Annotated in this window: 17 protein-coding genes and 1 pseudogene; 10 read left to right on the top strand and 8 right to left on the bottom strand. The window is 64.0% G+C overall.

Features of this window, described 5'->3' with window-relative positions:
* Nucleotides 1–2: 2 nt before the first annotated feature.
* Nucleotides 3–1199: an amidohydrolase family protein gene (locus AC5Y47_RS15465; protein WP_499944894.1), complete on the bottom strand. Its 1197-nt coding sequence runs from the start codon at nucleotides 1197–1199 to the stop codon at nucleotides 3–5.
* A gap of 103 nt (nucleotides 1200–1302) precedes the next feature.
* On the opposite strand from AC5Y47_RS15465, the gene AC5Y47_RS15460 reads away from it, so the two are divergent.
* Genes AC5Y47_RS15460 through AC5Y47_RS15445 form a run of 4 tightly spaced genes read left to right on the top strand, consistent with a single transcriptional unit; the run spans nucleotide 1303 to nucleotide 5209 of the window.
* On the top strand, nucleotides 1303–2418 hold the full coding sequence (locus AC5Y47_RS15460) for an acyl-CoA dehydrogenase family protein (protein ID WP_499944892.1): 1116 nt from the start codon (nucleotides 1303–1305) through the stop codon (nucleotides 2416–2418).
* Entirely contained in the window at nucleotides 2415–3320 is a 906-nt protein-coding gene (locus AC5Y47_RS15455) for a TIGR03619 family F420-dependent LLM class oxidoreductase (protein WP_499944891.1), read from the top strand. Before AC5Y47_RS15460 ends, AC5Y47_RS15455 begins: the two co-directional genes overlap by 4 nt.
* A gap of 11 nt (nucleotides 3321–3331) precedes the next feature.
* The gene (locus tag AC5Y47_RS15450; RefSeq protein WP_499944890.1) at nucleotides 3332–3958 is read left to right on the top strand and encodes a cysteine hydrolase family protein; all 627 of its coding nucleotides are present in this window, start codon (nucleotides 3332–3334) and stop codon (nucleotides 3956–3958) included.
* Between the two features lie 57 nt (nucleotides 3959–4015).
* Nucleotides 4016–5209 carry an amidohydrolase family protein gene (locus AC5Y47_RS15445; RefSeq protein ID WP_499944888.1) on the top strand — a complete coding sequence of 398 codons (1194 nt, stop codon included), beginning with the start codon at nucleotides 4016–4018 and terminating at the stop codon, nucleotides 5207–5209.
* Nucleotides 5210–5218: 9 nt separating this feature from the next.
* On the opposite strand, the gene AC5Y47_RS15440 is transcribed toward AC5Y47_RS15445, so the two are convergent.
* Both AC5Y47_RS15440 and AC5Y47_RS15435 read right to left on the bottom strand, forming a co-directional pair.
* Nucleotides 5219–6445 (bottom strand): cytochrome P450, encoded by a 1227-nt coding sequence (locus AC5Y47_RS15440; protein WP_499944886.1) that lies wholly within the window; start codon nucleotides 6443–6445, stop codon nucleotides 5219–5221.
* 14 nt (nucleotides 6446–6459) lie between these two features.
* Nucleotides 6460–6633: pseudogene (locus tag AC5Y47_RS15435) on the bottom strand (CoA transferase); the annotation flags it as partial.
* Between the two features lie 149 nt (nucleotides 6634–6782).
* Here AC5Y47_RS15435 and AC5Y47_RS15430 point away from each other — a divergent pair.
* Nucleotides 6783–8423 carry a class I adenylate-forming enzyme family protein gene (locus tag AC5Y47_RS15430; protein ID WP_499944885.1) on the top strand — a complete coding sequence of 547 codons (1641 nt, stop codon included), beginning with the start codon at nucleotides 6783–6785 and terminating at the stop codon, nucleotides 8421–8423.
* Nucleotides 8424–8649: 226 nt separating this feature from the next.
* Nucleotides 8650–9453, top strand: a complete 804-nt coding sequence (locus tag AC5Y47_RS15425) for an SDR family NAD(P)-dependent oxidoreductase (protein ID WP_499944884.1) — start codon at nucleotides 8650–8652, stop codon at nucleotides 9451–9453.
* A 24-nt stretch (nucleotides 9454–9477) separates the two neighbouring features.
* Here the strand turns inward: AC5Y47_RS15425 and AC5Y47_RS15420 are convergent, their stop codons facing one another.
* Both AC5Y47_RS15420 and AC5Y47_RS15415 read right to left on the bottom strand, forming a co-directional pair.
* Complete coding sequence (locus tag AC5Y47_RS15420) at nucleotides 9478–9684, bottom strand: hypothetical protein (protein ID WP_499944883.1); 207 nt, start codon at nucleotides 9682–9684, stop codon at nucleotides 9478–9480.
* Entirely contained in the window at nucleotides 9681–10919 is a 1239-nt protein-coding gene (locus AC5Y47_RS15415) for a cytochrome P450 (protein WP_499944881.1), read from the bottom strand. The genes AC5Y47_RS15420 and AC5Y47_RS15415 overlap by 4 nt, the downstream gene beginning before the upstream one ends.
* A 126-nt stretch (nucleotides 10920–11045) precedes the next feature.
* Here AC5Y47_RS15415 and AC5Y47_RS15410 point away from each other — a divergent pair, with 126 nt between their 5' ends.
* Nucleotides 11046–12125: an NAD(P)H-dependent amine dehydrogenase family protein gene (locus AC5Y47_RS15410; RefSeq protein ID WP_499944984.1), complete on the top strand. Its 1080-nt coding sequence runs from the start codon at nucleotides 11046–11048 to the stop codon at nucleotides 12123–12125.
* Here the strand turns inward: AC5Y47_RS15410 and AC5Y47_RS15405 are convergent.
* Nucleotides 12096–13241, bottom strand: coding sequence for an ABC transporter substrate-binding protein (locus AC5Y47_RS15405; protein ID WP_499944880.1), 1146 nt, complete (start codon nucleotides 13239–13241; stop codon nucleotides 12096–12098). The genes AC5Y47_RS15410 and AC5Y47_RS15405 overlap by 30 nt on opposite strands.
* A 97-nt stretch (nucleotides 13242–13338) precedes the next feature.
* Between AC5Y47_RS15405 and AC5Y47_RS15400 the strand changes: the two genes are divergently transcribed.
* From AC5Y47_RS15400 to AC5Y47_RS15390, 3 genes are all read left to right on the top strand, one after another.
* Nucleotides 13339–13971 (top strand): TetR/AcrR family transcriptional regulator, encoded by a 633-nt coding sequence (locus AC5Y47_RS15400; protein ID WP_499944879.1) that lies wholly within the window; start codon nucleotides 13339–13341, stop codon nucleotides 13969–13971.
* A 173-nt stretch (nucleotides 13972–14144) separates the two neighbouring features.
* Entirely contained in the window at nucleotides 14145–14939 is a 795-nt protein-coding gene (locus tag AC5Y47_RS15395; RefSeq protein ID WP_499944877.1) for an SDR family oxidoreductase, read from the top strand.
* A 19-nt stretch (nucleotides 14940–14958) separates the two neighbouring features.
* Complete coding sequence (locus AC5Y47_RS15390; protein ID WP_499944876.1) at nucleotides 14959–16122, top strand: NDMA-dependent alcohol dehydrogenase; 1164 nt, start codon at nucleotides 14959–14961, stop codon at nucleotides 16120–16122.
* A 13-nt stretch (nucleotides 16123–16135) separates the two neighbouring features.
* Here AC5Y47_RS15390 and AC5Y47_RS15385 read toward each other — a convergent pair whose 3' ends face one another.
* Entirely contained in the window at nucleotides 16136–16987 is an 852-nt protein-coding gene (locus AC5Y47_RS15385) for an SDR family NAD(P)-dependent oxidoreductase (RefSeq protein WP_499944875.1), read from the bottom strand.
* A 9-nt stretch (nucleotides 16988–16996) separates the two neighbouring features.
* Nucleotides 16997–18541 (bottom strand): flavin-containing monooxygenase, encoded by a 1545-nt coding sequence (locus tag AC5Y47_RS15380; RefSeq protein ID WP_499944873.1) that lies wholly within the window; start codon nucleotides 18539–18541, stop codon nucleotides 16997–16999.
* Between the last annotated feature and the right edge of the window lie 58 nt (nucleotides 18542–18599).

The following is an 18599-nucleotide window of genomic DNA, read 5'->3' as shown; positions in this document are numbered from 1 at the left end:
TCCTAGCTCCGAGCGAGCAGCTGATCGGCGTTGTCGCGCATGATCCGTCGCTTGGCGCCGTCGTCGAGCGGGTCGAGCAGCTTGACGAAATCGGCCGGTTCGGCCAGTCCTTCGGCATGCGGATAGTCCGAACCCATCAGCAGGCATTCGTCGTAACCCAGCCGGTTGACTATGGTCGGGATGTCGTCCTCGGGATACGGGACCACGCCGACGTGGCGGCGGAAGATCTGCGACGGGCGCTCGGTCAGTTTGCCGCCGATCCAGGGACCGTTGCGGCCCATCCCGCGACTTTTGTCCATGTGGATGCAGAACTGCGGCACCCACTCCGCACCATGTTCGGCGACAAGGACATTCAGTCCGGGAAACCGCCCGAACAGGTTGTCGAAGATGAGTGCGGACAGGGTGTCCTCGATCGGCCGCTGCCCGTAGATGTTCATCCACTGCCAGGCAGACATGTGCCACGCGGCCGGGTCGGGACTGTGCCCCCAAGCCGGCGAGATGGCCGTGAAATACCAGTACGGCTGGATGTGGAAGACCAGGGTGCAACCGGCTTCCTGTAGCCGCGCGTAGATCGGGTCGAAGTACGGGTCGCCGGGTGAGCGCCCATAGGCAGGCCCCGTCGGTAATAGCACCAGGCGTGCGCCTTGCTCGATGATCGCCTCGGTTTCCCGGATCGACGACTCGAGGTCTCGCAGCGACAACAACGCGGTGGCATACAGCCGGTCCTGATAGTTGAATCCCCATGTCTCGTCGAACCAGCGGTTGAACGAGCGCAGATTGGCATAGAGCGCCTCGGTGTCGTCGACATAGTGCTCGGCGGCCAGGGCCATACCTGCCGGGAAGATGACCGCACGTTCCACGTTCTGTGCGGCCATCACGTTCAATCTCGGTTCCCGCTCCAGGTATTCGGGCTGCATCGGCTGGGGCTCATAGGTCTCGTCCGGGTTGCCCGAGCCCATCTGTTTGAGCATTTCCTTGAGCGAACCTGGCCGGTAGGCCAGGTCGAACCCCAGTCCGGCCTCGCTGTTGAAGGTGGCGATCCGGTGGCCGGCGAGGATGACCTCCTTGCCGTCGGCGGCGACGACCGGGGCGATGGCGCGGTCGTGAAAACGGTTGGGAAGGTAGCGAGTGAACGCGTCCCGCGTCTCGTAGCAGTGGGTGTCGCAATCGAATATCCCGTAGTCGAGCTTCGTCACCACGTGGCTCCTCCATGCGAGAATGGTTATTCTCCATTTCAGCAAAGATACTATCCTGATCCGGCTACACCTATTCGAGGGGCGGACCGGCAGTTGGAGGCAGCGCGTGCCGTCAAGTGACGTCGACGACCTCCGCAGCGTCGTACGCGACTTTCTGACGGAGAAATCGTCCAGCCACACCGTCCGCGAGCTGATGGCGACCGATACCGGTTTCGACGCGTCGTCCTGGCACCAGCTGGCCGCGGAGTTGGGCCTGACCGGTGTCGCCGTACCCGAGGAGTGGGGCGGGGCCGGCGCGGGGCTCGCCGAACTGGCGGTGGTGTTGGAGGAGATGGGTGCGGCGTTGCTGGTCTCCCCCTTCTTCGCCACGGTCGCGCTGGCCACCCCGGCGATTCTGGCCAGCGCCGACCGCACCGCCATCGAGAGGTACGTCCCGGCGTTGGTCGACGGTACGAGCACCGCGACGCTGATCCTCAACGGCCGACTCGGGGCGTGGGAACCAGACGCTGTGACGTTGCGCGCGCAGCGCGACGGCAGCGTCCACCGGATTCATGGCACGGCACCGCTCGTGCTCGACGGGCATACCGCAGATGTCGTTCTGGCAGCGGCAAATACCGAAGCGGGCGTCTCTCTGTTCGCGGTGGATGCCGGAGCGGAAGGTCTACATCGCACGCGGCTGGCCGGACTCGACCGTACCCGCAAGGTCGCCCGTGTGGACTTCGACGGCGTCGCGGCGGAGTTGATCGGGACCGACGGTGCTGCCGCGCCCGGACTGGCGCGCACCTCGGATGTCGCCATCGTCGCACTGGCCGCCGAACAGGTCGGCGCGGCGCAACGCTGCCTCGACATGGCCGTCGGCTACGCCAAGGACCGCATCCAGTTCGGACGGCCGATCGGCAGCTTCCAGGCTGTCAAGCATCGATGCGCGGACATGTTGGTGCTGGTCGAGGGGGCGCGTTCGGCGGCGTCACACGCGGCCGACGTGGCCCAGACCGATCAGCTGGCCACCGTGGCCGCGGTCGCGAAACTGGTCTGTTCGGAAGCTTTTCTCCGGGTTGCGCTGGACAACATGCGCATCCATGGTGGTATCGGATTCACCTGGGAGCACGACGCCCACCTCTACGTCCGCCGCGCCAAAGCCACCCAACTGATGTTCGGGACTCCCGACTATCACGCGCAGCGCCTGGCAGTACTTGTCTCCGCAGTGAAAGGACTCACGTGAGCGTCTCGTTCTCCCTAGAATTGCCCACCCAGCGAGTCGAGAAGGTAGCCGAGTTCGTCTCGGCCGACGCCATTGCCGACATCGCAAAGGCAGCCGAGACAAGCGGTTTCGCCGCAGTGCACGTCACCGATCATCCGGCACCCGACGCCAAGTGGCTCGACCACGGTGGTCACCACGCCCTGGACCCGTTCGTCGCACTGTCATTCGCCGCCGCCGCGACGACCGACGTCAAGTTGCTGACCAACGTCTATATCGCGGCCTACCGCAATCCCTTTCTGGGCGCCAAGTCGATTCAGAGCCTTGCTGTGCTGTCCAATGGACGGCTCATCCTGGGCACCGCTGCCGGCTATCTGAAGCCTGAATTCAGCGCGCTGGGAATCGATTTCGACAACCGCGGCGCGCTGCTCGATGAAGCGCTGGACGTATTGGGCAAGGTGATGACCGGTGAGGACATCGCCTATCACGGCACGTCGTTCGCATCCCGGGGGGTCCGGTTGCGCCCGTTGCCCGAGACCCTGCCGCCGGTGTGGATTGGCGGCAACAGCAAGCCGGCCATCCGCCGGGCGGTCTCGCGCGCCCAAGGGTGGGCGCCGTTCAACACGTTCGGCTACGCGACCGCGTCACGGACGGCGGAGATCGCTACGCTCGACGACTTGGAAGCCGCCATCGACTGGACCAAACGGTACGCGGTCGAGATCGGCCGGACCGAGCCGCTGGACATCTGCTTCTCGGCGGGAAATCTGTTGGACGACAACAGATCGGCAGACGAGCGCCACGCCACCATCGACCGGCTCGAGAAGGCCGGCGTCACGTGGCTCACCATCGCTCCACCCGGTGCGGACCGGGCCGAGGTGATCGAGCATGCCCGGGCCTTCGCCGAGGAGTTCATCGCGGCGCGATAACGTCTATTCTCATGCCGCAACCAAGCCTTCAGGAACTGCTCGATCCCCTCACCACCGCGCTGGTGACGCAGGAATGCCAGGGGGGTGTGATCGGTCCGCAGGCCGGCCTGCCGTTGCTTGCCGAGGAGGCTCGCCGCGAGGCGATCCCGAACATCGCCAAACTGCTCGACGCCGCACGGGCGGCGGGTGTTGCCGTCGTGCACTGTCTGGTTCAGCGCCGTCCCGACGGCCGCGGATCCAACACCAATGCCCGACTGTTCGCGGCAGGCAAGTCCTTCTCCGCCGAACTGACACCGGGCAGCGCGGGCGCCTCGGTGCTACCGGAACTGGGACCGGTGGACACCGATCTGGTCCTTACCCGCACGCATGGCGTCGGACCGATGTGCGGTACCGATCTTGATTCGGTGCTGCGCAACCTGGGCATCAAGACGATTGTCGGCGTGGGTGTTTCGGTCAACATCGCGATCCCGAACTTCGTCATGGACGCGGTGAACCGTAGCTACCAGTTCGTGTTGCCGCGCGACGCAGTGAGTGGCTATCCGCGTGAATACGCGGAGACGGTCATCGACAACAGTTTGGCGCTGCTGGCCACGGTGACCACGACGGAGGCGGTGGTCGACGCCTGGACCGGCAGGTGATAACGTCATTCTCAGTGAGCGTAAATGATCATATTCGCTGCTCAGGAGGAATCTGACATGCCTGCCCGCGCTTTGCCGTACCCGGTTTTCGATATCGACAACCACATGTACGAGACGACGGATGCGCTCACCAAATACCTCCCGAAACAGCACCGCGGCAAGGTCGGTTATGTCGAGGTCAACGGCCGGCCCAAACTCGTCGTCAAAGACCACATCAGCCACATGATCCCCAACCCGACGTTCGCGCGGGTAGCCAGGCCGGGCAGCGCCGAAGATTACTTTCTCGGCAACAATCCCGAAGGGCTGACGTTCCGTGAATTCGTCGGCGAGGCAATGGATGTCATACCCGCCTACCAGTCTCCCGGCCCCCGGCTCGAGCTGATGGACGACCTCGGCATAGACCGCTGCGTGATGTATCCCACCCTGGCGAGCCTGATCGAGGAACGGACCACCGACGACGTGGTCCTCACCCATGCCATCATCCACGCGCTCAACGAATGGATGCGCGAACACTGGACATTCGACTACCAGGACCGCATTTTCGCGACCCCGGTGATCTGCCTGCCCCTCGTGGAGGAGGCCATCAGGGAGTTCCACTGGGGTCTTGAACGGGGTATGAAGACCTTCCTGGTCCGCCCGGCTCCGGTGCCTAGCCGTTTCGGCGGGTCGCGTTCCATGGGCCTGCCCGAGTTCGACCCGTTCTGGGAAGAGGTGGTGAAGGTCGGGATGCCGGTCACCATGCACGCCTCAGACAGCGGTTACCAGAAGCACCTCATGGAGTGGGAGGGCGGTGACGAGTACCTGTCGTTCAAGCCCAGCGCGCTTCGCGAGGTGGTGATGGGTCACCGGGCGATCGAGGACACCTTGGCGGCGATGATCTGTCATGGCGCGCTGTCACGCTTCCCCGACCTGAAGATCCTGTGCGTGGAGAACGGCAGCGGCTGGGTCAGGAACCTCCTGGAGCAACTGAACACCGCCTACCGGATCATGCCGAAGGAGTTCGACGAGCATCCGGTCGAGGTGTTCAAGCGCAACATCTACATTCACCCGTTCCTGGAAGACGACCTCAAGGGAATCGTCGACATCATGGGCGAAGACCACGTCATGTTCGGCTCAGATTTTCCGCACCCGGAGGGCATCGGTGACCCGTTGAGTTTCGTCGACAGGCTCGAGGGATTTTCTGAGTCGGCGAGGGCAAAGATCATGGGCGGCAACGCGATGGAGCAGTTGGGAATCAAAGTTCCCGCCTGAATCGCCGGTTCAGTCCCGCCTGCGCACGGGTACGTTCGACCAGCCGCAGACATTGGACATCGCCACCCGGCGCAACCCGCGGCGGTCAACCTCGTACTCGGGGACGAGGTCCAGTAGAGCGTCCAGTGCAATGCGGCTTTCCATTCGCGCCAGCGCCGCCCCCAGACAGCTGTGCACGCCGTAGCCGAACGCGAGATTGAAGCCCATCTTGCGCTCCCGGTCGATATCCAGCCGGTCCGGATCGGGGAACATCCGCTCGTCGCGGGTCGCTGAACCGGTCACCAGCAGAACGGCGGCGCCTTCGGGGATCGTCGTGCCGTGCAACGTCACATCGCGTGTGGCGGTGCGGATCTGGTACTGGGACGGCGCCTCGTAGCGCAGCAACTCTTCGATCGCCGCGGGGATCTTGCTGCGGTCCGCACGCAACTTCTGCCACTGGTCGGGAAAGTCGGCAAACGCAACCATCGCGTTGCCGATGAGCTTGGTCACCGTCTCGGCGCCGGCTCCACCGAGCATGGTGGCGAATCCGGTGATGTCCACATCGGTGAGCTTCTCGATCTGGCCGTCGCGTTCGATCTCGGTCTCGATGAGGCGGCTGATCATGTCGTCCTGCGGTTCGGCGCGGCGCTGCTGAACGAGGTTGTAGTAGTAGACACCCGTCTTGACTGAGGCCTCGTAACCCGTTCTGGTGGTGGCGATGTCGCCGGGATGGCGTTCCAGCAACAGGTCGAGCCAGACCCGGATCTGGTCGCGGTCCTGTTTGGGCACCCCCAGCATGGTCGTGATGACCTCGTTCGGAAACAGTGCCGAGAAATCCGCCACCGCGTCGAAGGACGTGGGGTCGAGAGCTTCGATGCGTTCGTAGACCTTTTCGCGCACCATGTCTTCCAGCGCCGCGATGGCACGCGGGGTGAACACGTTGCTCACCAGCCTGCGCATCTTCTGATGCTCTGGCGGATCCATCGAGATGATCACCTTGGGCACCGGAATCGCGTTGTCATGGGCCTTCACCATGTCCAGCGTCGCGCCCTTGGCCGACGAGTAGGTTTCGTGATCCTTGGTGGCGGGAGCGACGTCGTGGTAGCGGCTCAGGGCCCAGAAGTCCCATTTGGCGTTGTGGTACACCGGCGCTTCGTCACGAAGACGTCGGTAGGTGTCGAACGCCCCGTTGAAGAAGTCCTCCGAGAACGGGTCAAAGTCCAGGGAATCACCGGAGACGGCCTGTGGTGACGGCACGCTCATAAGATCGCCCCGTCGCGTGGTTCCACTTTGATGACCTCCGCGCCCCACTCGGCCAGCACTGCCCCGGCCGACGGTACGAAAGTCCAGGCGGCAACCTCCAATACGCGGACTCCGCTGAGTACCTCGTCGACGGGAATGTTGCCCTCCGATGGTTGCGTGGCATCAAAAACATACGTCTGCATGTTCTGAGAATGGCAGTTCTACCCTGATCGTAACCAATGTGAGGACGCGTGCTTCACGGACTGGCCGACAGCCGCTCGCCGTGACCGCGTACTATCCGCTCGCGAGAACCGATGTTCTCGGATTTCGCGAAACCTACTATCCTGCGTATGTGCCGTTTCCGAATATCTCGCCCACCATTCCGGAGCTGGTGAGATCCGGTACGGCACGTTTCGGCGACAAGCCTTTCCTGATCGCCTGCGACCAGGAATTGACCTACACCGCGCTGGATCAGCGCTCCGCCGCCCTGGCGAGCGCGCTGATGGCCGAAGGGATCGGCAAGGGCGACCACGTCGGGATCCTGCTGCCCAACTGTGTCGACTGGGCACTTGCCTGGTTTGCCACCACGCGCATCGGCGCGGTCGCCGTCCCGCTGAACACCTTCCAGAAGTCATCCGAGTTGGCATGGGCCATTCGCCACGCCGATCTCAAAGCCATTCTGACGTGGCCGAGTTTCCGCAACAACGACTTCCTGGCGAGGCTGGAGGAAGCGCTGCCGGGACTGTCCGAACAACGCAACCCCGGTCGGATCGCGGTTCGCACTGCGCCTTTCCTGCGCACTGTCGCCGTGTTCGGGTCAATGGCGCGGGGCTGGACCACAATGCTCAAAACTGAAGGCACGCTGTCGGCTACCGAGGCCGACTTTCTGGTCGACGTGGAATCCTGCGTCACGCCCGCCGATGAGGTGTCGATCGTCTACACCTCCGGCAGCACCGGTGACCCGAAAGGTCCCGTCCACACACAGGGCGCTCTGGTTCGCCATACCTACAACCTCACTTTCACCTACGGCGTCACACACGACGACGTGCTGTTCACCGCCATGCCGTTCTTCTGGGTGGGTGGATTGATCACCGGCCTGCACGCGGTGATCCACCACGGCGCGACGCTGGTGACCCAGCCGGCGTTCGACGCGGCAGAAGCATTGGAACTCATCGAGCGCTACCAAGCGACGATCACCCTGGGTTGGCCGCAACAGGGTAAGTCTCTGGCCGAGCACCCCGAATTCCCCCGCCACAACCTGAAATCCGTGCAGCGCACCAGCATGCCCGCGATGGTGCCGCCGCAACGTCGTCCGGCGGGACCCAACGCGTTGGGTATGACCGAATTGTGCGGCAATCACATCGGAGTCGATCCCTACGTACCGCAGCCGCCCGACCGGTCGGGAACCGGCGGAGTTTCGATCGAGGGACTCACTCACCTCTTGGTCGATCCCGCCACCGGGCAACCGGTGCCCCGCGGCACGCCAGGCGAAATCTGGGTTCGCGGTTATTCGCTGATGCAGCGCTTGCACAAATGTGAACGTGAGGAGGTGTTCACAGCTGATGGCTACTATCGCACCGGCGACTGCGGCGTCGCGTACGACGACGGCTGGATCACTTTCACCGGCCGGTTGGGCGAGTTGATCAAGACCGGCGGCGGTACCAACGTCACCCCCGCCGAAGTCGAACTCGCGCTTGCCGATTGCGAAGGCGTGCTGGAGGCATACGTGGTGGGGGCCGAGGACCCCGGCCGCGGAACAGTCGTTGCCGCGGCAGTGGTACCGCGCGGGGCGTCGCTATTGGACGGTGAAGCCTTGCGCGAGCAATTGCGCAGCCGGTTGTCCGCCTACAAAGTGCCGAAATTCATCTGGGTCGCCGCCAAGCACGAGTTGCCGTTCACCGCGACCGGCAAGGTCAAGAAGTCCGCGTTGGCACAGCGACTCAGCGAGATGCTGCGAACGCTTGGGCATCACTCTGCGCGGCAACGCGACTAAAGCTACAAGGGTCCCGGCTTGCTCGCCGGAGAGTCCTGCGACGCGCAGAGCCGGCGGCGCGGCGAATGACACCAGTCCCGAGCCCGCTCGCGCCGGTACCCGCCGATCGGCGATTGCGGATTCTGGGTCAACGGCATTCGTCTCGACCACCAGCCGGAAAGATGCGTTGGCACGAAGCGCAAACAAGGTCGCTATGTTGGCAGGGACTCGATTGATCGGAGGATTCATGGACTTGGGTTTCCAGGGCGCGACGGCCGTCGTCGCGGGAGGCAGCAAGGGAATGGGACTGGCGATCGCCGAAACCCTGGGCGCCGAAGGCGCTTCGGTGGCGATCATGGCGCGCGGGCAATCCGCGCTCGAGTCCGCGGCCGGACGCATCAGCGCTGCCGGGGCGCCGCGGGTGCTGCCGATCAGGGTCGACATGGCCGATGCGCAATCTATCGAGTCCGGTTTCGCCTCGGTGCGCGATGCGTGGGGCAGTCTGAATGTGCTGGTGCACACCGTCGGTCCGAGCGCAGGTGCGTTCGATGACCTCGACGACGACGACTGGCACGCCGCCTTCGATCTGGGCACCATGTCGGCGGTACGTTCGGTTCGGGCTGCGCTGCCGGTGCTCCGATCCGCCGACTGGGCGCGCATCGTCACCCTGTCCGCGCACTCGATTCAACGTCAGAGCGCACGCCTGGTCGCCTATACGGCCGCGAAGTCGGCGCTGTCCAGCTTTACCAAGAATCTGTCGAAGAGCCTTGGAGCTGAGGGGATTCTGGTCAACTGTGTCTGTCCGGGAACGATCGTGACGGCCAGTTTCACCGAGATCCTCAAGGATGTGCTGGCCGCCGACGGTCTCGATTCTTCGAATCCGCACGACGTGATGACGTGGGTCGAGAACACGTACGGTCACCCGTGCGACATCGGCCGTGCCGGGCTGCCCGAGGAGATCGCGTCGGTCACCACTTACCTGGCATCCCGCCGCAACGGCTACGTGACAGGCGCGACCGTCAACGTCGACGGAGGTTCGGACTTCATCTAGCTCCGACAGCGCTTGTCACCGCCGTCACGTGAATCCCATGTGGCACACGGGACTACCCGTCAGGGCAAGGGGGATTCCCGCCTCCGGCAGCCCATACAGCGTGCCGGCGTTGACCCCCGCTTTTTCTGTGTCGTACACCCGAACGCCCACCAGTTCCAGGTCCGGGTGGGTCAGCACGTTCCGCAGCGACATCATGCCGGTGATGCCGGTCCATTGGATGACGCGGGTCATCCCCACACCACGTCGAGTCGGGGCGGTGAGCGGAACATGGTGCCGGTCACATATGGCCGAGCCGCACCGGGATCGAGTCTCAGGCCCGGCAATTCGTCGAACAGGGCGTTGAAGATCTTGATGCTTTCCAACCTCGCCAGGTGCATGCCCAGACACACGTGCGCACCGTGACCGAACCCGATGTGCGGCTTACGTTCTCGAAAGATGTCGAAAGATTCGGCGTTTTCCCAGCGGGTTTCGTCGTGGTTGGCGCAACCGAGATTCAGCATCATCGTTGCGCCCTTGGGGATGTTCACCCCGAAGAACTCGACGTCAAGCGTCACTTCGCGCATGAAGTTCAACAGCGGGGTCTCCCACCTGATGCCCTCTTCGATGGCCTGCGGCAACAGGTTTCGGTCGTCGCGAACCGCGTCAAGCTGATCGGGGTGAGTCAGTAACGCCATCGCCAGACTGGCCGTCGACCGCGACGTGGTTTCCGCACCCGCCGGCAACAGATTGCGCATGAACCCATAGATCTGCTCGTCGGACATCTTGACGCCGTCGATCCTGGCCTGCGACAGGATGGTCACCATATCGTCCTTCGGCGACTTGCGCCGGTCGGCCAACACGCCGGTGAAATACTCTTTCATCTCCGCGGAGGCCTTCATTGCGGTTGCCATGTCGCCGCGGAAGCCCAGTAGGTCGATCGCGAGTCGATGGAATTCGCCGATTTCGGACTCGGGCAACCCGAGTAGGGCCGCGATCACCCGCACCGGAATGGGCATGAACACCGTGTCCACCAGATCGGCCCGTCCGTCGTCACGGATCTTTGCGATGGTGCGATCGACCAACGGGCCCACAAGTTCGGCGTCCCAACGTTTCATGGATGAACGCGCGAACGCGAACTCGTGCAACCTGCGATAGATCGCGTGCTCAGGCTCCTGCATCTCCAGGATCGTCGGCCCCTGCAACGGCCGCACCACGTCTTCGTAGCACCGTGTGCTGAAGGTGATGTTGTCGGTGAAGACGCTTTTGACGGCGTCAAACGAGTATGCGGTGTACGTTTTGCGCCCGTTCCCCATGTCTTCGGGTACGCCCATCTCCGGCCACCCCGGGTGCACCGCACCTCTGGCACGCAGCTCACGCAACAGCGGATACGGGGTGGCGTCACCGTCGGCACCCATCCCGGCGTTGAACTTCGCCTGCGCTTCGCGGATGCGCTGATCGATGCCGTCGGTGACCGCCCGTTCCGTCATGCACCCTCCTGCCGCGCATCAACCTACAGCCCGTCGGTTGCAAACCTACATGATGTATGTTGAACCAACCAGCGGCGGGCGAAACCCCAAAAAGCAACCTGGAGCATTCGATTGGCCATTCGAGTCGTGCAATGGGCCACCGGCGCGGTAGGCCGCGCCGCGTTACAGGAGCTCATCGAGAATCCTGATTATCAACTGGTCGGGGTGCTGGTGTACGACCCTGCCAAGGCCGGCCTGGACGCCGGGGAATTGTGCGGGCTACCGCCTACCACCGGAGTGGCGGCCACCACGGACAAGAACGAAATCGTCGCGCTGAAAGCGGATGTCGTCGTGCACGCCGCCAGCAAAGCGCACACCGTCGAGACCAACGCCGAAGACATCTGCCGACTGTTGGCGGCCGGCAGCAACGTCATCACGACTACCTCCTACAACCACCTGCCCACCTACGGCGCCGACACCGAGGCCGCGTTCGTGGCGGCCTGCCGGACGGGCGGGTCGCGGTTCCACGCCGCGGGTGAGAACCCGGGATTCATGTTCGAGCGACTCGTCGCGACTGTGACCGGGCTGAGCAAGACCATCGACCGCATCGATCTCTACGAAGCCACCGACGTGTCGGCCGTCCCCAGCCGTCCGATGCTGGTCGACCTGATGGGCATGGGCCGCCCTCCCGAGGACGCCACCGTCGACTCCCCCATCATCAAGAAGCTCGACATGGCCTACCGGCAGGCGCTCAACGCCACCGCCGACGTCCTGGGAATCGCCCTGTCGCACATCGACGTGTCGGTCGACGCCACCACGCTGCCCCACGACATCGAGGTGCTCGCCGGCACGATCGAGGCCGGAACTGTTGTGGGACAGCGGTTCTCCTGGGTAGGCCACTGGTCGGGCCGACCGCTGCTGGCCATCCACGAAGAATGGGTGCTGACGCGCGAGCTACCGCAGTGGGGCATGGCACCGCTGGCGCCGGGCGAGAAGGCGCCGTTGATTCGCGCGGTCATCAAGGGCGTCCCCAGCTTCGAACTGCAACTCGACGTCGGCTGGGACGGACAGTTGCCCACCGGCCAGCACGCCATGCCAGGTCACCTGATGATCGCCATGGGAGCGGTGCGCGCCATTCCGTATGTGCTGGATCAACCGTCCGGAATTGTGACGGCCACGGTGTTCGGTGCGATCCAGCTAGCCGAACGTGACCCCGACCGCGCGTGAAATGTGCTCACTCGGCGCGGCATGAAAGACGTGTGCCGAACCGTCCGGCAGCACGCGCCGGGCCACCAGATAGTCCGACCCCAACCAACCTTGCCGGATGTAGCGGCCGAACCGCAGAAATGTCCCGGGCGCCCCACTCGCCGACGGTATGAGCTTCACCTGTTCGATTCCATGCTTGACGCCTTCGCCGGTCAGCGGGCGAGCCGCCGCCAGCCCGCGCACGATGACGGTCGCCGCGTCGTAGGACAGACCCGGCATGGAATGTCCCGGCCGCCGACCGTAGCGCTTCTCGAACCGGTCCAGGAAAGCCTGGCCGACCGCATTGCGCTCGTCGTAGCTGTCCAAACCGACCCAGCCCGAGAGGTGACGCATCCATTCGGCGTTGATGTGAGCCATTTCGAACGCGGTCGTGGTGTACCGGGCGGGATCCCAGCCCGCGGCCAGCAGTGCGTCGCTGAATCCCCACAACCCGTGCCCGAACCCGACGTGGACCACGGCATCGGGCTCGGCGGCACGCAGCGCAGCCACCGCCTCGGTCTTGTCAGCCTCTACCTGTGGGATGGCAACCGTGGTGACGACCTTCAAACCCGCCGCAGCATAGGCTTTTTCCGCAAACGACAGATACTCCTTGCCGATCAGCGACGCCTCGTAGGCGATGGCGATCCGCGAATGACCGTCACCGATCAGTACCGCGGCCAGCATCACCGGCTCCTCGGCCATCGACCCGTTGTTCAATGCGAAGCACCACTCGCCCAGCGCGTTTTCCGATCCCGACAAGGTCAGGATCGGCACCTTCGCCGTCGCATCGACGTGCGACCGCAGCGGCACCACATTGTCGGAGACCCAGGGTCCGAAAATGGCCAGGCACCCTTCGGCCACCAATTCGTCGAAGCCGCGTTCCACGGCGTGATAGGTGCCGTTGGGAAGTCCGACGACGTTGCGCTGAATCAGCTCGACCGGTCGGTCGATCAGTCTGGATTCCAGCGCTTCGTCCAGCGCCAGTCGCAGCGCGGCCACGGTGTTGTTGTCGGTGTCGCCGCTCGTCGGATAGTCGTTGAGCAACCCGACCTTCAATGGTGCGACCGACCCGTATGCGCGAACCCCACCGTCTGCCATACTCGGCAACATACATCACGAATGTTGCGTCGAACGGCGCCGCGGCGCATTCGGCCGGAGCTCAACATACAAGCTGAATGTTGTTACGATCATCGGCATGGCGCAGCGGGGCGGTTCCCACGACGATCGCCGTGCGCGCGGCGACCGGACCCGGCGCGACCTCGTCGCCGCCGGCCGGGAATTGTTTGTGGCGCAGGGATATTTCAAGACGAGCATCGGCGACCTGGTGACCAGGTCGGGCGTCGGCACGCGCGGCGCCTTCTACCACCATTTCAAGGACAAGGCCGAACTGTTCCGCGCCGTGTTCGAGGAAGTGGAGAACGACCTCACCTTGCGTTCCATCGCCGCTCCGCCGCCCGGTGCGGACCCCTGGGAACGGCTCACCCGCGGATTACACGGATTCCTGGACGCGGCACTGGAACCCGAAGTTCAGCGGGTGATGCTCGTCGACGGGCCGGTGGTGCTGGGCTGGCAGACCCTGCGCAGCATTCAGGAAAGCAACAGCATCGCTCTTATCAACGAAATGGTCCGCGCGGCGATCGCCGACGGGATCATCGACGATCAGCCGATCGAGGAGCTCACCCACATGATCGTCGCCGCGCTCGAAGAAGCCTCCAGACTCGTCGCGCATGCCGCACATCCCAACCGGGCTCGTCGCAGAGCCGCCCAGATCCTCGACCGTCTCCTGCTCAGTTTTGCGGTCCAACCCCGAAAAGTCCTGCGGCGGTGATTCATTGGCTCAAGTCTTGCAACCGACTCGGATGTGCGGAAATGTTTGCTTCCGAAAACCAGATACCGCCCCTCCGGGCGCTGATACGTTCGCTTCCACCCACTGCATAAGGAGACTCGTGCAGCCTCGACCCATGATCCACGGCCCGACCGGCACGAACAGGGCGAACCACCATGTCTAGCGGTCGGGATCGGCCGTTGCGGGTTGCGGTGGTCGGGGCTTCGGCAGGTCTGGGCCGGTGCATCGGCACCGGGCTTGCCCAGCGCGGCAACCAGGTGGCACTGCTGGCCCGTCGGTACGACAGGTTGGTCGACGCCGCGAAGGAAGCGGGCAACGGCGCGGTGGCCGTTGCGTGTGATGTCACCGTTGCCGAAATCTGCCGCGAGGCAATCACTGAGGTCGTCGACGCCCTGGGCGGTCTGGATGCCCTGGTGTACACGACGGGGATGGGCGTTCTGGCGCCGTTGCAAGAGGTGACGGCAGAACAATGGGCATTGTTGTTCGCCACCAACGTCACCGGAGCGTCCCTGGTCACCGCCGCCGCCGCGCCCCACTTGGCCGCGACGGGCGGTTCGGCCGTCTACCTTTCCTCGCTGAGCGCGTCCTACACCACGCCATGGCCGATGCTCGGGTCCTATGCCGTCACCAAGGGGGCGCTCGACAAGCTGGTCGAGGCGTGGCGCATCGAACACCCGGAGATCGGCTTCACCCGCCTGGCCGTGGGCGACAGCCTCGGCGGCGCCGGCGACTCGATGACCGAGTTCAACAAGAACTGGGATCCCGACGTCCTGGAGAAATCCATCCGATTTTGGATGGAAAACAAATACATGCTGGGCGGACTCATCGACGCCGAGCATCTGACCGACGTCGTGGACAACATAATCCGTTGCGGTAACAGCGGTTTCATTCCCTATCTGACACTCGCTCCGCGCGCTTCCAGCGCAGTCAAGGAACTCCGCAAATGGTGACGACCCGAGGGAGACGGCGATGAAGTCCAAAGCAGCGGTGCTGCGCGGAGTCGGATTCGACTGGGACGTAACAGAAATCGAACTCGACCCGCCGCATGCCGGTGAAGTCCTGGTCAAGATGTCCTACGCAGGCATCTGTCACTCCGACGAGCACTTTTACACCGGTGACAGTGTGCCCACCCCGGAGATGGAGGAGATGATGCGGGCAGCCGGCCGTCCGGTGCCCGAATGGTTCCCCCTGCTCGGTGGCCACGAGGGATCCGGCGTCGTCGAAGCGGTTGGGCCCGAGGTCGGGACCTTGAAACCCGGTGATCACGTTGCTGTCTCGTTTCTTCCCGCCTGCGGCAACTGCCGGTGGTGTACCACGGGCCGCACCTATTTGTGCGACGTCGGTGCCGACATCCACAGCAAGGCCATGACCACCGACGGCACTCACCGGCGCCACCTCGACGGCGAAGACCTGATGGCGATGATGCAGGTCGGAACCTTCTCCGAATACGTGGTGGCCTCCGAGCGATCACTGGTCAAGGTGCACGACTGGATCCCCCTGGATGCCGACTGCCTGGTTTCCTGCGGTGTCACAACGGGATTCGGGTCGGGCTCGGTGGCCGCGGGTACCGAAGCCGGCGACACCGTCGTGGTGATCGGCGTCGGCGGAGTCGGCATGAACGCGGTCCAAGGGGCGAAGGTCGCCGGCGCCAAGCACATTGTGGCGGTCGACCCGAACGAGTTCAAACGGCAGATGGCACCGGCCTTCGGGGCCACCCACACCGCCGTCGACACCGGCGCCGCACTGGAACTGGTCGGCGAGATCACCTGGGGCGTGATGGCCGACCGGGTCATTCTCACGCCGAACGTCGTCCCCGCGGACATGGTGCTGATCGCCATGATGTTGGTACGCAAAGGGGGCACCTGTGTACTGACCGGGGTGCCCAAGCTCACCGAGTTGATGGTGCCGATGGTCCTGACCGACATGATCTACTCCTGCAAGACGTTCAAGGGCGCTCTCTACGGCGAGATGAATCCGCGCGAAGCCATGCCCCGTCTGCTGTCGATGTACGAGGCGGGCCTGATCAAGCTGGACGAGCTCATCACCCAGAAGTACAAACTCGACGACATCAACGAAGCGATGAAGGACCTTCGGGCGGGCAAGAACATTCGCGGCGTGATCGCATTCGAGTGACTGGGGTGGGGCCTCATGACTTGCCGAAGGTGCGTTCCTCCCACCACACGGCCAGCCGCGGGTAGTGGCGCGGCAGCAGCCGCACCAACAGGTCGACACCCCGGGCGTCGTTGCCGATGAGCACTCGGCCCCGATTGGCTTCCACGGCTTTCACGATGCCCTCGGCCGCCTTCTCCGGTGACATCTTCAACAGTTTCTCGTTGTAGGCCTCGGCCCGCTTGAGCTGCTCGGGACTGAGCTCCTTGCCGGCCCGTTTGGCCTCGTCGAGTGCCGCGGTGGCGATGTTGGTGCGGATACCGCCGGGATGGACGACCATGACCTGAACCGGATGGCCGGCCGCCAGCATCTCCGCCCGCAGCGACTCGGTGAAGCCACGCACCGCGAATTTGCTTGTGCAGTAAGCACTCATCGAGGCCTGCGCCATCAGCCCGTTGAGACTGGACACATTGACGACGTGCCCGTCCCCCGACGCGATCAGGTGCGGCAGGAACGCTTTCGTCCCGTTGATCACGCCCCACAGGTTGATCCCGATGATCCGCTCGTAGGTCTCGTAGTCGCAGTCGACGACCGGCGCCGCACCGCCCGCGACACCCGCGTTGTTGTAGAGCTGGTGGACCACTCCATAGTGATCCACGATCGACGCGGCGTAATCGTGGACCGCCTCGCGATCGCTGACGTCGAGAACGTCTTCGTGCGTGTCAGCTCCGAGATCTCTGGTCTGCCCGGCGGTTTCGGCCAGACCTTCCTTGTTGACGTCGGAAAGCGCCAACCGGGCGCCGCGCCGTGCCAAGCCGACGGCCAGAGCCCGGCCGATACCCGAGCCGGCGCCGGTGACAACTGCAACCTTGCCTTTGACCGATCCCATCGGTGGCCGCTACCGGGCTTGACCGTTGAGGGCCAGACTTGGTTGGACATCAGCCTTCGACGACGTTTGATAGGCGTCGGTGTCGAAGCGCTTGAGTCGTTGCCGGAAGCGGAAGGTGAAGTCCGGCCACAAGGTCGTGTTGTTGCCCTGAGCGTCCAGGTACCAACTGGCGCATCCCCCGGTCATCCAGACCGATCCGGCGAGCTTGCGTTGCAGTTGTTCGTTGTAGCTGTCCTGGATGTCGGGTCGCACCTCGAGACGGGTGATCCCTTCGCGGGTCATGGTGTCGACGGCGTCGACGACATAGTTCAGCTGGGATTCGATCATGTAGACCATCGACGTGTGCCCGAGGCCCGTGTTGGGACCGACCAGCACGAACAGATTTGGGAAACCGGAGATCGCGCAGCCCTTGTAGGCACGCATTCCCTCCTCGGCGAAGACTTTGCTCAGGCTGCGCCCGTCGCTGCCGCAGATGGTGTCGAACATCGGTGAATCGGTGACATGGAACCCGGTCGCCACCACCAGTGCGTCGACTTCGCGTGCGGAGCCGTCCTTGGTGACGATCTTGTTCCCGTCGATCTCGCGGATGCCGTCGGTCACCAAATCGACATGGTCACGGTCCAGGGCCCGGTACCAGTCGTTGGCGATCAGCATTCGTTTGCAACCGATCCGGAAGTTCGGTGTCACCTTGCGCCGCAGCTCGGGATCTTTGATTTCCAGCCGGATCTTGGCGCGTGAGATCAGCTCGAAGGGCTTCATCATCTTCGGGTACTTGGCCAATCCGACGACCTGGGTTTCACGCGCCGTGTAGATGCCGGCACGGGCCAGCCGGAGCAAGCCGGGGATCTTGCGGAATGCCCATCGTTCCGGCCGCGTGAACGGCCGGTCGAATCGGGGCAGCAGCCACGGCGCGGTGCGCTGATAGACGTCGATGTGGGCGACCTTGTCGACGATGGCCGGGACCAACTGAATCGCCGAGGCGCCCGTGCCGATCACCGCGACACGTTTCCCGGTCAAGTCGGCGTCGTGGTTCCACTGCGCCGAGTGGAACAACGTGCCGGCGAAGTCGTCGATACCGGGGATGTCAGGCAGTGACGGCTCGGCCAGTGCGCCGAAGCCACCGATCAGCACATCGGCTGTCAGGTCGCCCTTCGTGGTCGACAGCTCCCACACGTTGTTCTGTTCGTTCCATGCCGCCCGTTTCACATGGCAGCCGAAGACGTGGCGATCCAGCACTCCGGACTTCTCCGCGACACCGCGAATGTAGTCCTGGATCTCCGGTTGAGTGGAGAAGGAACGCGTCCAATTCGGGTTCAGGGCAAACGAATACGAGTACAGGTGCGACGGCACGTCACAGGCCGCGCCCGGATAGGTGTTGTCGCGCCAGGTGCCGCCGACATCGTCACCGCGTTCGAGCACGACGAAGTCCTGGTGACCGGCCTCGCTGAGTTTGACTGCCGCCCCCAGACCGGAAAAACCGCTGCCCACGATCGCGATCCGGCTGTGGCGGGGCAACTCGGATCGCGCCGCCTGTGCGCTGGGACTCGCCGTCACTGTGAACCTCCCGAAGCCCGTACCCGACCCTTCGGTAGGTACCCAACGAGAGACCTCG

This window comes from Mycobacterium sp. NGS22, assembly GCF_059813095.1.
The sequence above is the reverse complement of the archived record's forward strand: the minus strand, read 5'-3'. Positions and strand labels throughout refer to the sequence as shown.

Excerpts from the sequence above, each read along its gene's own strand:
- AC5Y47_RS15450 (WP_499944890.1), top strand. The coding sequence starts at position 3,332 with ATGCCGCAACCAAGCCTTCAGGAACTGCTCGATCCCCTCACCACCGCG.
- AC5Y47_RS15445 (WP_499944888.1), top strand. The coding sequence starts at position 4,016 with ATGCCTGCCCGCGCTTTGCCGTACCCGGTTTTCGATATCGACAACCAC.
- AC5Y47_RS15425 (WP_499944884.1), top strand. The coding sequence starts at position 8,650 with ATGGACTTGGGTTTCCAGGGCGCGACGGCCGTCGTCGCGGGAGGCAGC.
- AC5Y47_RS15420 (WP_499944883.1), bottom strand. The coding sequence starts at position 9,684 with ATGACCCGCGTCATCCAATGGACCGGCATCACCGGCATGATGTCGCTG.
- AC5Y47_RS15415 (WP_499944881.1), bottom strand. The coding sequence starts at position 10,919 with ATGACGGAACGGGCGGTCACCGACGGCATCGATCAGCGCATCCGCGAA.
- AC5Y47_RS15405 (WP_499944880.1), bottom strand. The coding sequence starts at position 13,241 with ATGGCAGACGGTGGGGTTCGCGCATACGGGTCGGTCGCACCATTGAAG.
- AC5Y47_RS15400 (WP_499944879.1), top strand. The coding sequence starts at position 13,339 with ATGGCGCAGCGGGGCGGTTCCCACGACGATCGCCGTGCGCGCGGCGAC.
- AC5Y47_RS15395 (WP_499944877.1), top strand. The coding sequence starts at position 14,145 with ATGTCTAGCGGTCGGGATCGGCCGTTGCGGGTTGCGGTGGTCGGGGCT.
- AC5Y47_RS15390 (WP_499944876.1), top strand. The coding sequence starts at position 14,959 with ATGAAGTCCAAAGCAGCGGTGCTGCGCGGAGTCGGATTCGACTGGGAC.
- AC5Y47_RS15385 (WP_499944875.1), bottom strand. The coding sequence starts at position 16,987 with ATGGGATCGGTCAAAGGCAAGGTTGCAGTTGTCACCGGCGCCGGCTCG.